The following is a 13,424-nucleotide window of genomic DNA, read 5'->3' as shown; positions in this document are numbered from 1 at the left end:
TATGCACTTCAATCTTTGGCGGTTATCGCCTTTTTATCAGGGGATTATAAATTGAGAAAGTGGTTCATGTTATTACTAATTCTACCCCTGTTCGCCCAAGCGGGCCCATATCAGCGTAATGAAGCGCGGGCCGTGAATAAAGTGGTGTTCGGAGACGTAGATAATGTGCGGTACATAACTCAGCAGGAAGTCCTGGAGTCCCACCGCAATGGCTGGGAAACCTTGCTGGGGGGCGTAATTGGCGGCCTGATCGGCAACCAGTTTGGCGGTGGAACCGGTCGTGAAGTCGCTACTGCGATAGGGGCTGTTACCGGGGCGGGCATCGCGCATTACCGCCAGCCTGAGCGCCATGTTGTGGAGTACCGACTGGTCGAACTGCTGATTAAAACAGAAGAGGGTAAATTGGTGGATGTGATTCAGGATGTGGATACCGACATGTTGTTTCAGCGTGGGGATGGAGTACGAATCCTGTATTTCGACAATGGGGTTCGGGTGGATAAAACCTATCCCTGAGAGGGGCTTGGGTAATCGCGAGTATTGATTATCGCTCCCATACATCAATTTATACCTGCATCGCACTATCAATTATTTAGTGCCAGCAATAAAAAAGGGCGGCTTTTGGGCCGCCCTGATTGTGTCTGGTTGACGACTGTTAGTCGACGGTCAGGATACGCATGTTGTTGGTTGAACCAATGGTATCCATCACATCACCCTGGGTGATGATGACCAGATCGCCGCAGCTCAGGAAACCGTTCTCTTTCAGAACCGCAACCGCATGCTTGGCGGCTTCCAGACCGGCATCGCTGTCGCGATCGAAGTAAACCGGTGTTACGCCACGGTACAGAGCCGCACGATTCAGAGTGCTTTCATTACGTGACATCGCGAAAATCGGCAGACCGGAAGAAATACGTGACATCATCAGCGGCGTACGGCCTGACTCTGTCATCGCAATCATGGCTTTGACGCCTTGCATGTGGTTTGCCGCGTACATGGTCGACATCGCAATGGTTTCTTCTGCGCAGTCGAAAGTACGAGTCATTCGGTGGTTAGAGATGTTGATGCTTGGCTCTTTTTCCGCACCCAGACACACGTTAGCCATTGCGGTTACCGTTTCAACCGGGAAGTCACCGGCTGCGGTTTCGGCAGAAAGCATCACGGCATCGGTTCCATCAAGCACGGCATTCGCCACGTCCATGACTTCGGCACGGGTTGGCATCGGGCTGGTGATCATGGATTCCATCATTTGGGTTGCAGTGATCACGGTGCGGTTCAGGCTACGGGCGCGACGAATCAGTTTCTTCTGAACGCCAACCAGCTCAGGGTCACCAATTTCGACCCCGAGGTCACCACGGGCAACCATGACGGCATCAGATGCCATAATGATGTCATCCATTGCTTCATCGGTTGCAACCGCTTCAGCTCGCTCTACTTTGGCGACCAGCTTGGCTTCCAGACCCGCATCCATGGCCAGACGGCGGGCATATTTCATGTCTTCGCCGTTACGCGGGAAAGATACTGCCAGGTAGTCCACACCCATTTTGGCTGCGGTCAGGATATCGGCTTTGTCTTTATCAGTCAGCGCGGCGGCAGAAAGGCCACCGCCTTTTTTGTTGATCCCTTTGTTGTTGGACAGTGGGCCACCAACGGTGACTTCCGTGTGTACCTTGTTGCCTTCAACAGAGAGAACTTTCAACTGTACGCGGCCGTCGTCAAGCAGCAGGATATCGCCTGGCTCAACATCTTTCGGCAGCTCTTTATAGTCCAGGCCAACAGCCTGCTGGTTACCTTCGCCTTTTGGCAAGTCACTGTCGAGTGTGAACAGGTCGCCGATGGCCAGTTGGATTTTACCGTCTTTGAATGTGGATACGCGGATTTTCGGGCCTTGCAGGTCACCCAGAATAGCGACGTGCTTTCCAAGTTTGGCGGCAATTTCACGTACGGTTTTGGTGCGTTGGATATGATCTTCCGGACTGCCATGAGAGAAGTTCATGCGGACGACATTTGCGCCGGCGGCAATAATTTTTTCCAGGTTATTATCGCGGTCGGTAGCAGGACCCAGGGTCGTTACGATTTTAGTACGTCTTAGCCTTTCAGACATTTGAAACTCCATCTGTATCGTTGCAAGCCAATGAAGCATATCCGTTCGGATTGTCTGCCTCATTGAGGTGATTGAAACTTTACTACACTTGGGCTGGAGATAAGCTGCTCTCCATCAACAAAATGAAAGAAAAGAACAGAATATTGTCATGTAATTGAATGAAATTTCACATTTTTGCGAGTAATTCCACGCTTTGTGAAAGTTGAGTCATAATTATTCGCTGTCACAAACAGGCTGGGAAGCAGGTTGCTCAGCTTATGGCTTTTCACTTGTAATCAGTTTAGTCGAAGCCATTGTCATACTGATGACAGCCGCATGCGGAGAGCGTGTACGTAGCTGATACGTTTTGCGGCAGCGCATTTTACGGCGTTTGTTACAGAGTGTTTTGTAGCGATTATTGCAGTGGTGTCGCGGTCGAAATCCGGGCAGAAAAAAGCACGGTCAGTGCCGTGCTTTTTGTGCGAGATGGCTTACATCATGCCTTCTTTGGTAAAGCGAGAATCTTTCAGAGACTCTTTCACGCGCTTGAGGTTTTCTCGGAACCCGGCACCACGGCGTAGGGTAAACCCGGTCGCCAGTACATCAATGACTGTCATCTGTACGACACGGCTTGCCATTGGCATATAAATGTCAGTGTCTTCCGGCACATCCAGGCAGATAGAAAGCGAACATTCGCGATCCAACGGAGAGTCTTTTGCAGTAATGCCGATCACTGTAGCGCCGTTCTCACGGGCCATACGCGCGACTTCTACCAGGCTCTTCGTGCGGCCGGTGTGAGAAATCATTACGACGACATCACCGTCGGTACAGTTGATCACGCTCATGCGCTGCATGACGATGTCATCAAAGCACACAATCGGAATATTGAAGCGGAAGAACTTATTCTGCGCATCATGTGCGACAGACGCCGATGCCCCCAGTCCGAAGAAAGAAATTTTCTTCGCTTGTGTCAGCAGATCAACCGCACGATTGATTTGCATCGGATCCAGACTATTTTTTGCCACATCCAGGCATGCCATCGTAGATTCAAAAATCTTTGAGGTATAGGCATCCGGGCCATCGTCTTCTTCGACATTGCGGTTAACATATGGCGTGCCGTTGGCCAGGCTCTGTGCCAAGTGCAGTTTAAAATCAGGAAAGCCTTTCGTGTCCAGCCGACGGCAGAAACGGTTTACGGTCGGCTCACTGACATCCGCCATTTTGGCCAGAGTGGCAATGCTCGAGTGGATAGCGGTTTGTGGCGAGGCAAGGATAACCTCAGCGACTTTACGCTCAGACTTGCTGAAGTTATCAAGGTTTTTCTGGATTTTTTCTAGGGTATTCATGGCGGTTACCGCTCGTTACTGAATTTCGTTACTGGCTTACTGAATCAGATTAAGCCATTTTGTTGAAACTATACTACTTTTCATGGATCCACTCCTAGCAAATCCATGAATATTGCTGCTTCTTTTTATTATAGTTTGACAGGGATCGAAGTTTCCCTTTCAGAACTGAAAAGTTTTTTAGGGGAAATTACCGTTTTGAACACGCTTTCGGTGGTTTTTTGTTGTTTATTTTCATGTGTCAGGAATTAATTTACAGGATGAAAAAAATCAGCTGAGCATAGGTATGAGGCTGGTTGTATAGTGTTTGCCAATAGAAAAAGTTATGACTAAACCGAGTTTGTTGCCGCTGTAGGTGGGGATGCCGACGAACCATCCGTGATGGAAAATCGGCACCTAACATCAGTAGGGAAGTAGGGAGAAGATCAATAAAATGAAAATCAGTGTATGTGGTTGTGGTTGGTTGGGGACTCCCTTAGCCGAGCGATTAAAACGGGACGGGATGAATGTGTGGGGAAGCCGCCGGACAGAAGATGGCTGCGCTGAACTGAGTCGTAAAGGAATTACACCGGTCAGGTTATCGTTGCCGGGGGAGCCTGCTTCCTTATCGGATTTTCTTAATACCGACGTATTGGTTATTAACGTACCGCCGGGGCGCCAGGAAGGAGCGGTACCGGCGTTTGTAAATAATATCTCTGCGTTATTGCAGCAGGCGCAACAGTCAGGTTGTCAGCGTGTGTTGTTTATCAGTACGACCGGGGTCTATGGAAATGTTTCAGGGCAGGTGACTGAATCGACGCCTGTGCAGCCCGATACGGCATCAGGACATGCGCATGTGCAATTGGAAGAAAAACTGTTTACTGAATGGGGAAGTCGGGCCGTTGTGTTACGACCAGCCGGTTTGATTGGACCCAATCGGCATCCAATCAAGTTTCTGGCTGGGCGCGAGGCTATCGTGAACGGGGGGGATCCGGTTAACCTGATTCACCTGGATGATGTTATCGAAGCGATTTGTTTGATTATTAAAACGTGGCCGGGTGGCGAAGTATTACACCTCGCAGCACCGCAGCACCCAACCCGGGAAGCGTATTACTGCCAGATGGCTGAGCGGGCTGGCTTGCCGGTACCCCATTTTCAACCTTGGGAAGATCGTCAGGCGAAGTGGATTGATGCTTCGGCAACCTGCGCCAAGCTGGGTTTAACGATACAGCATGCGGACCTTATGGCGATGACGCCCGAGCTTTGATGCCAGAACCTTGCTTGGCCCGCTTGGCCCGCTTGGCCCGCTTGGCGCAAAAATTACTGTTGCAAAAGTTGCAGTAGCAAAAACTATCATGGCAAAGGGTGAAGTGAAGCTGGAGTGATTCGGTATGCACAGGCAAAAAAAATCCCGCTAAAACAAGCTAGCGGGATGAACACTTTACACAATTAGGAGTTAGCAGCAGTGGCATCGAATTAAAGAAGCCCAACACAATGGCTGAATCGCCTCTTTAATTATGAATGTCACTAGTTAAGACTGGCGCTAATTCGAAAGGTTCCAAAAATTTTAAAAAATTTTTCAGCGATGAAGAAAAAGCCAATGATGGAACCCGCGAGATGCGCGACAGGTATCAAAGCGCGACAGGTAGCAAATGCGGCTGAAGTCTGTCTTTTAGCGTGTGTCTCATGCTTTTGGGCGAAGGCAAGAGAAGGTTTAAGGAAGCTGATATTTCAGTTGAAGACGGAATAACCAGAACGAGTCAAACCGGCAAAAAAAAGCCCACTGAAATTCAGTGGGCAAAGCTTTATACACAATTAGGAGTTTAGCAGCAGTGGCATTGTCAGATTAAAGATGAAGAAGGCATGTTTGGCGGCCAGCTAACAAAGAAAACCTTTAATCTTAATGTCACTATATATGACTCGGGGAAAACCCGTTTGTTCCGCGTCGAAATGAAAAAATTCGAAATATTTTTTAACTTGTTGATTTTATGAAAGTGGCTTAAGGAAGCTTTTTGCTGGCAGCCCGAACTATCATTCTTTCCTTCTGGCATCTGCTTCTTCGGGCCTGAATCGCAGCCATAAAAAAACCCATCTCCATGGGGGAGACGGGCTTCGAAGAATGTCTTCTAAGAAAAAGCAGTGGCACTAGTTATGACCCGCTTTTCTGCGCTTTGTTCCAACTTTTTTCAAATTTTCTCATTTTTTCTTGAATTCCGCATTCTTACGTCATTCGCAGGTGACAACAGGTCACTGGCTGAGATGGGATCTGTCTCGTGAGACAGTGAAGTGAAGAATGATCACCTTCACACCTTTCACACTGAAGTTGGCGAAAAACGTATCACAGAGGTGGGAGACTCATTTAACGCTTGTTAAAAATGTTTACGAGATGTAAAGTTTAAACATGTGTTTAATACGGGTGACTGAGTATGGCTGGAAAGGGAGAAACCAAGGCACGCATTCTGGACGCTGCTGAATTGTTGTTTGCCGAGCACGGTTTCAAAGATACCTCACTGCGCACCATTACCAGCAAAGCCGGAGTGAATCTGGCATCAGTGAATTACCACTATGGTGACAAGAAGACGCTGGTCAGGGCTGTATTAAGTCGATACCTGGAAGCTTTTATGCCGGCTTTGCAGGCGGAACTGGAAGTGCTTCTTACACGTGATGACTTTTCAATGTTCGATGTCTTCTGCTGTGTGAAATCACCGCTGCTGTCATTAAACGATTTTCGCATCAATGGCGCCACCATCTTTATGTCCTTGCTGGGGCGAGGCTATACCGATGTACAGGGCCACTTACGCTGGTTCATTGTGACGCGATACGACAAGGTACTGAAACTGTTTACCACGGCGGTTTGCCGGGCAAACCCATCGCTGGATCCGGAAACCTTGTTCTGGCGACTGCACTTCACGCTGGGGGCGACGGTGTTCACAATGGCATCGTCTACCGCGTTGTGCGAAATCGCGGAAAATGACTTTTCACGACAAATCAGTACCCAGGATTTAGTTGAACGTCTGGTGCCGTATCTGGCAGCAGGGGTTGCAGCCCCAATAGAACAACCGCTCTCACTACTGCGTGAAGAGCCGACAGGAACACAATAGATGTAGTAGTAATGCAAAAACACTAATAACGACATGAGACAAAAGGATCTGAAACATGAGTACGTTAACCAACCTGAGAAAACGCTATATCAGTGATCCCGCTTTCGAGATGTTTAAGAAAGTGCTACCACCGCTATCTGATACTGAACGCGAAGCCATGGAGGCAGGCAGTGTCTGGTGGGATGGTGAACTGTTTAGTGGTAATCCTAACTGGAATACCCTCCTGACTTACCCGCAGCCGAAACTGAGTGCGGAAGAGCAGTCATTTATTGATAACCAGCTTCAAACGCTGCTGGATATGCTGGACGACTACCAAATTGTTCAGGAGGAAAAGGATCTACCGCCTGAGGTTTGGGAGTACATTCGTAAAGAAAAATTCTTCTCTCTGATTATTGGTAAAGAGTACGGCGGTCTGAATTTCTCGGCCCATGCCAACTCCACCATTGTTAGCCGTATTGCAACGAAAAGTCTGAGTACAGCTGTCACCATAATGGTGCCGAACTCATTAGGGCCGGGTGAGCTGTTGACGCACTATGGTACGCAGGATCAGAAAGACTACTGGCTGCCTCGACTGGCGAGCGGTAAAGATATTCCGTGTTTTGCCCTGACCGGGCCGGAAGCCGGCTCTGATGCAGGCGGTATCCCAGATAAAGGGGTCGTGTGTTACGGCGATTATCAGGGCGAGGAAGTGCTGGGTATTCGTCTGAGCTGGAACAAGCGTTACATCACGCTGGCACCGGTTGCGACGGTATTGGGTCTGGCATTTAAACTGCACGATCCTGAAGGCCTGATTGGTGGCAAGAAAGATCTTGGCATCACGTGTGCGCTGATCCCGGCAGATCACCCTGGGGTTGAAATTGGTGAGCGTCATGACCCGTTGAATCTGGCATTCATGAATGGCCCGACGCGCGGTGAAGATGTGTTCATTCCGATGGACTGGGTTATTGGTGGCCAGGATTACGTGGGTCGTGGCTGGCGTATGCTGGTGGAGTGTCTGTCAGCAGGGCGTGGTATCTCACTGCCTGCACTGGGCACGGCGGTTGGTCACCTGACTTCTCGTACGACTGGTGCTTATGCGTACGTGCGTAAGCAGTTCGGCACTTCTATCGGTAACTTTGAAGGGGTCGCGCAGGCGATGGGGCGTATCGGTGGTTTCACCTATATGCTGGAAGCGGCTCGTACCCTGACAACCACTTCGCTGGACATGCATGAGAAGCCGGGGATCGTGACTGCGATTGCCAAATACCACATGACCGAAATGGCCCGTACCATCCTCAATGACTCGATGGATATTCATGCTGGCCGTGCCATCCAGCTTGGTCCAATGAACTATATCGGCCACCATTACTTCGGGATGCCAGTTGCGATTACCGTGGAAGGGGCCAATATCCTGACCCGTAACCTGATGATCTTTGGCCAGGGTGCGACACGTTGTCACCCGTATGTGCTGAGTGAAATGGAAGCGGCGGCGAACCCGGACAGTAAGCACGGTGCGGAAGATTTTGACAAGCTGCTGGCGAAGCATATCAGCTTTGCTGTTGGTAACGTGGCCAAATCAATGCTGAATGCGTTTACTGGCTCTCGTCTGAATCGTGCGCCAGTGACGGGTGAAACTGCGGTCTACTACAAACAGCTTTCTCGTGTCAGCCGTGCGCTGGCGGTAGCGGCTGATTTTGCCATGCTGACATTGGGTGGCGAACTGAAACGTCGTGAGATGATCTCCGCTCGTTTGGGTGACATCCTCAGCCACCTGTATCTGGCGTCGGCGGTACTGAAACGCTACGAAGACGAAGGTCGCCAGCAGCAGGATCTGCCAATGGTGCACTACTCACTGCAATACTGCCTGCATAAGTGTGGCGTTGCTTTTGACGAAGTACTGGCTAACTTCCCGCAGAAAGCCGTTGGTCGTCTGCTACGTGTAATGCTGTTCCCGTTCGGTATCCGCTATGCGGCGCCAAGCGATACGCTGTCGGTGAAGATTGCCGAACTGCTGATGACTCCGGGAGTGCACCGCGAGCGTCTTACTCACCTGTGCTATGTTGGTGACAGTGAGGATGATCCGGTTGGCCTGATGGATCGCGCGTTTGAAGCTATGTATGGCGTTAAAGATATTGAGCGTAAACTGGCGAAAGCGGCAAAAGCCGGTGACATTCCTCGTAAAGCCTCTCTGGCTGAAAAACTGGAACAGGCGCTGGAAAAAGGCATTATCACGGCGGCTGAACTGGAAAAACTGCAACATGCTGAGCAGCTGCGCCAGCGTGCGATTCAGGTGGACCACTTTGCCCCTGCGGATTTCAAAAAAAGCAGTTTACAGCCGGGTAAAGCGGCGTAACACAACGGAATTACTGTGCTGATAACTCTGAGTGCCACGCAACTGCGTGGCACTTTTTTTGTTTATCACATCAGAATTGACCCGGTCGCCTCAAAGTGGCCGATGTTCTTTAAATGTTAAGGTGCGTAAGGTTTCTGGAAGTAAGCTTAGCCTCAGAACGAGAGGCTGTTGACTGTGTCTACTTCTGGCTTTCTTTTTATACTCATACTGGTGTTCGAATGAACAAAAGTAGGGCACTGACGACTGATACACAGGCGATCGGAGACCAACCAGAAAGCGGATTATTGGTGACAAAACCAGCAAAATTGCCGACGTTTACGGGACTAACACCTCCAACCACTGGCATTTTTAGCGTTTTCACTCATAAATTTAATGCGATTTTGTCATTAACCTTTTATCCTACATGCAACTGTGTAAGGGAAGTTGAAAATGATCATCAAACCTAAGATTCGCGGATTTATCTGTACGACAACTCATCCTGTGGGTTGTGAAGAGAACGTAAAAGAGCAAATTGCTTACACGAAAGCCCAGGGGCCAATTGCTAATGCACCAAAGCGCGTGCTGGTGATTGGTTCATCAAGTGGCTACGGTCTGTCTTCTCGCATTGCTGCGGCCTTTGGTGGCGGCGCGGCAACTATCGGCGTATTTTTTGAAAAACCTGGCACTGAGAAGAAGCCGGGTACTGCAGGCTGGTATAACTCAGCGGCGTTTGACAAATTCGCTAAAGAAGAAGGCCTGTATTCCAAGAGCCTGAACGGCGATGCTTTCTCTCATGAAGCGAAGCAAAAAGCCATTGAGCTGATCAAGAAAGATCTTGGTCAGGTTGACCTGGTGGTTTACTCACTGGCCTCTCCGGTACGTAAGATGCCTGAAACCGGTGAAATGGTGCGCTCATCCCTGAAGCCTATTGGTGAAACTTATAAAGCGACAGCGGTAGACACCAACAAGGATGCGCTGTTTGAAGCTAGCGTAGAGCCAGCGACCGAGCAGGAAATTCAGGACACAGTCACTGTAATGGGTGGCCAGGACTGGGAACTGTGGATCAACGCACTGTCTGAAGCGGGCGTGCTGTCTGACGAATGTAAAACGGTTGCATACAGCTACATTGGTACAGAAATCACCTGGCCAATCTACTGGCACGGCGCACTGGGCAAGGCCAAAATGGACCTGGACCGTGCAGCGAAAGGGCTGAATGACAAGCTGTCTGCTACCGGTGGTTCTGCGAACGTTGCAGTACTGAAGAGTGTGGTAACTCAGGCAAGTTCTGCGATTCCGGTAATGCCGCTGTACATCGCGATGGTCTTCAAGAAGATGCGTGAAGAAGGTGTACACGAAGGCTGTATGGAGCAGATCTACCGCATGTTCAGCCAGCGTCTGTACAAAGCTGACGGTACTGCGCCAGAAGTGGATGAAGAGAACCGCCTGCGCCTGGACGACTGGGAACTGCGTGAAGATATCCAGCAGCACTGCCGTGACCTGTGGCCAAGCGTGACCAATGAAAACCTGGCTGAAGTGACTGATTACGTTCAGTACAAAGACGAGTTCCTGAAACTGTTTGGTTTCGGCATTGCGTCTGTGGACTACGATGCAGACGTGAACCCAGTTGTTGAGTTTGATGTTGAAGACATCTGATTCTTCTGAGTGTCGAAACTTAGCCGCTAAGCTGCAATAGCGTTCGGCACTGACAGTCAGCTTATTATCAAGCTGACGATGTGCGAAAAACCGCCCTGTATCGGGCGGTGTTTTTATTGGTTGTATTTTAGTTAGAATGGCTCTGCGTAATGTGATTACTCATCTACAATGATTTCAAACCCACCGTAAATCAGTCGCTTGCCGTCAAAAGGCATCGGGTCCATAGCTTGAATATCCGGATCGGCCATGACCTTTGCCATTCCTGCATCCCGCACGGCTTTCGATGGCCAGACAATCCATGAAAACACGACAGTTTCATCGTCCTGACACTGTACCGCCATCGGAAAAGACGTGATCTCACCAGGGGGCACATCGTCACCCCAGCATTCGACCAACCGTATTGCACCGTGTTTTTTGAACAAGGCCACGGCTTGCCGGGCATAGGCCGTGTAGGCCGCCTTATTGGCCGTCGGTACCGCGGCAACAAATCCGTCGATGTATTGTGTTGGGGATTCCATGGGCTCCTCCGGTTTAAATGGCGTTCAGTCTGTAGCTGCAAACGTGTTGGAATCTGTAGCTGAAGTGAAGCAGGGAATGAAGCGCTGAACGTGTAGAATCTGGCGACATGCCTGGCCAGCAATCAGGCTCGATCTTGATCTAAGTCTAGAGCTAAGAGCGCCAGTGGGGAAATTGTGGGGAAGAAGGAAAAAGTGGGATTAGGGTTAGCGGGAAACAAACTAAAGGCTGATGAAAAGCAGAGATCGGCTGAACGATGGAACGACGGGTAGAAAGAGAAAGTCGGGGAATTCGACACTAGGATAATTGTAAAAACGCGAAAGATAAGACCCGAGAGCCGGGGCTCTCGGGTCAATATGTGAGTCTCTCACGATCAGTGCGGCAGCTTTATCACAAAGGCAGCCCCTTCAATACTGGCTGGCTCAATGTAAATTGAGCCTTTGTAGCTCATGACTATCTCATGACAAACGGAGAGTCCGATCCCCTGACCGGGATTGAGCTGGTCTGCCCGCACACCGCGCTGGAAGATGGCTTCACGCATGTTTTCAGGCACGCCGGGGCCATCATCCTCAATCCTGATTTCGGTGCCCTCTGGCGTCTGTTTAGCGTAGATCCTCACCTCGCTGATACAGAAGCGGTAGGCATTTTCCAGCAGGTTGCCGAGCAACTCCATTAAGTCACTGCGGTTGACCGGCAGGGTCAGTGACGAATCAAAATAGTAGCCCAGCTTGACGTTTTTCTCGGTGTAGACCTTGCTCAGCAGCCGCTCGAAGCTGTCGATTAACGGTTTGAGGGCGGTGCAGTCTTTGCGTAGCCCTTGTTGACCCATCATGGCGCGTTTCAGTTGATACTGGACTAGTTCATCCATCTGGCTGATCTGCTCCATGATGCGCTGGTTTAGCTCATAACGGGGAATGTCGCGATCATCCAGCAGGGCGTTGGTTGCCGCCAGACGGGTTTTCAGGCTGTGGGCCAGATCATCCATCGCATGGCGATAACGGCCTTTCTGCGCCCGGCCAATTTCGATCAGACGGTTGAGTGCCACGGTGACTTCCTGCAGCTCCATCGGAAAGTCATTGTCCAGCTTGTCCCGGTTAGCTTCACCGATTTCATCGAGCTGTTCAGCCAGTTTCCGCAAAGGCTGGAAGCTCCAGTGAAAGGCGGCGATCAAAAAGGCAATGGCGATCAGTACAAACAGACCAAGGTAAAAGGTGGTGCGTTTGTGCAGCTGATGCAGGGAAGACACATAGGCATCTCCGGAACGCAGGACTACCAGCTGGTATATGCTTCCGCCTTCACGCTCCTGACTTACGTTGTACGCAATGAAACTTTCATTGTTGTGCGTTGAAATCAGGGTCGGCACCGGAATGCTGTCAGGCAATTCACTACAGATGTTGTTGATGTTGGCGACTTTGGCTTCCTCTGATAGCCAGATTGTGTTGTCGGTTTTATCACAAACCACGGACATATAATCGGTGTCGGACGGGTCAATGGAATCAATCCACTTATCAACGTCTTTAATCAGGCCGTCACGGTTCAGCTGCGCGACGACCATCGGCATCTGGGCAACCAGCTCAGATGAGTAGGCGGCCATGTAGCTCTGGCTGTAGAGTTGGTTAATCACCCCGGCAAGGGCTGAGGTGATCAATACGATAATGGCGACCGAGGTTACGAGAACCCGGCGGCGCAGACGGGGTTGCAGAATATGTTTCATTACTGGGCTTGCAGCTCGAAAATATAGCCCTGGCCACGAATGGTTGAGATTGGGTTATCCTGACCATGATTGGCAAACTTCTTGCGCAGGCGGCTGATCATCACTTCGATGGTATTTGGATCGCCTTCCTGATCTTCATACAGCACATCCAGCAGACGTTGCTTGGAGACCACCTGGCGGCTGTGGCGCATCAGGTATTCCAGCAGGTCGTACTCAAAAGCGGTCAGTTCCAACTGGGTGTCATTGATGAAAACCTGCTTGGCCAGCAAGTCGACACGAATGTCGCCGGCACTCATTTCCGGTTTGACAAAACCGGCACTGCGGCGCACCAGTGCGCTCAGGCGGGCCACCATCTCTTCTTTCTGAAATGGCTTAACCAGATAGTCATCAGCCCCGGCTTCCAGACCGGTGACTTTATCCTGCCAGTTAGAGCGGGCGGTCAGAATCAGAATCGGTAAACGTAACCCTTTGTTACGAATGTCTTTAATCAGACTAATGCCGTCCCGATCAGGCAGGCCGATGTCTACAATCGCCACATCATTCGGATAGTCCTGCGCGAAAAACAGGCCTTCTTCAGCGGTGCCGGCACACTGAACCTGATGGCCCAGCTCACTCAGTTGAGATTTCAGGTGATGGCTCAGGATCGGGTCATCTTCAACAATTAGGATACGCATAGTTTTGATTACCAATATATTTCTTTGCTACTCAATATACTGAATAGTCGTTTGAG

10 protein-coding genes are annotated in these 13,424 nt (G+C 50.2%); 5 read left to right on the top strand and 5 right to left on the bottom strand.

Annotated features, from left to right (window positions below; genetic code table 11):
• Window positions 1-66: 66 nt before the first annotated feature.
• Window positions 67-513 (top strand): outer membrane lipoprotein, encoded by a 447-nt coding sequence (locus C9I92_RS02765; protein ID WP_373689511.1) that lies wholly within the window; start codon window positions 67-69, stop codon window positions 511-513.
• Between the two features lie 139 nt (window positions 514-652).
• Here the strand turns inward: C9I92_RS02765 and pyk are convergent, their stop codons facing one another.
• The gene (gene pyk / locus C9I92_RS02760; RefSeq protein WP_047884079.1) at window positions 653-2,098 is read right to left on the bottom strand and encodes a pyruvate kinase; all 1,446 of its coding nucleotides are present in this window, start codon (window positions 2,096-2,098) and stop codon (window positions 653-655) included.
• Between the two features lie 470 nt (window positions 2,099-2,568).
• Window positions 2,569-3,423 carry a MurR/RpiR family transcriptional regulator gene (locus C9I92_RS02755; RefSeq protein WP_047884080.1) on the bottom strand — a complete coding sequence of 285 codons (855 nt, stop codon included), beginning with the start codon at window positions 3,421-3,423 and terminating at the stop codon, window positions 2,569-2,571.
• A 430-nt stretch (window positions 3,424-3,853) separates the two neighbouring features.
• Between C9I92_RS02755 and C9I92_RS02750 the strand changes: the two genes are divergently transcribed.
• The 4 genes from C9I92_RS02750 to fabV all read left to right on the top strand — a co-directional run bounded on the left by C9I92_RS02750 (window position 3,854) and on the right by fabV (window position 10,464).
• A complete protein-coding gene (locus C9I92_RS02750; protein ID WP_047884081.1) occupies window positions 3,854-4,666 on the top strand; it encodes an SDR family oxidoreductase in 813 nt (270 codons plus the stop codon).
• A 1,159-nt stretch (window positions 4,667-5,825) separates the two neighbouring features.
• Window positions 5,826-6,500 carry a TetR family transcriptional repressor PsrA gene (gene psrA, locus C9I92_RS02745; protein WP_047884082.1) on the top strand — a complete coding sequence of 225 codons (675 nt, stop codon included), beginning with the start codon at window positions 5,826-5,828 and terminating at the stop codon, window positions 6,498-6,500.
• 55 nt (window positions 6,501-6,555) lie between these two features.
• The gene (locus C9I92_RS02740) at window positions 6,556-8,832 is read left to right on the top strand and encodes an acyl-CoA dehydrogenase (protein ID WP_047884083.1); all 2,277 of its coding nucleotides are present in this window, start codon (window positions 6,556-6,558) and stop codon (window positions 8,830-8,832) included.
• Window positions 8,833-9,261: 429 nt separating this feature from the next.
• Window positions 9,262-10,464, top strand: a complete 1,203-nt coding sequence (gene fabV, locus C9I92_RS02735) for an enoyl-ACP reductase FabV (RefSeq protein WP_047884084.1) — start codon at window positions 9,262-9,264, stop codon at window positions 10,462-10,464.
• A gap of 155 nt (window positions 10,465-10,619) precedes the next feature.
• Here fabV and C9I92_RS02730 read toward each other — a convergent pair whose 3' ends face one another.
• The 3 genes from C9I92_RS02730 to C9I92_RS02720 form a co-directional block, all read right to left on the bottom strand.
• The gene (locus C9I92_RS02730; protein ID WP_047884085.1) at window positions 10,620-10,982 is read right to left on the bottom strand and encodes a DUF1428 domain-containing protein; all 363 of its coding nucleotides are present in this window, start codon (window positions 10,980-10,982) and stop codon (window positions 10,620-10,622) included.
• Between the two features lie 371 nt (window positions 10,983-11,353).
• On the bottom strand, window positions 11,354-12,694 hold the full coding sequence (locus C9I92_RS02725) for an ATP-binding protein (RefSeq protein WP_047884086.1): 1,341 nt from the start codon (window positions 12,692-12,694) through the stop codon (window positions 11,354-11,356).
• Window positions 12,694-13,368 carry a response regulator gene (locus C9I92_RS02720; RefSeq protein ID WP_047884087.1) on the bottom strand — a complete coding sequence of 225 codons (675 nt, stop codon included), beginning with the start codon at window positions 13,366-13,368 and terminating at the stop codon, window positions 12,694-12,696. Before C9I92_RS02720 ends, C9I92_RS02725 begins: the two co-directional genes overlap by 1 nt.
• Window positions 13,369-13,424: the final 56 nt, after the last annotated feature.

The organism is Photobacterium ganghwense (genome assembly GCF_003025595.1).
Classification (GTDB): Bacteria; Pseudomonadota; Gammaproteobacteria; order Enterobacterales; family Vibrionaceae; genus Photobacterium; species Photobacterium ganghwense.
The sequence above is the reverse complement of the archived record's forward strand: the minus strand, read 5'-3'. Positions and strand labels throughout refer to the sequence as shown.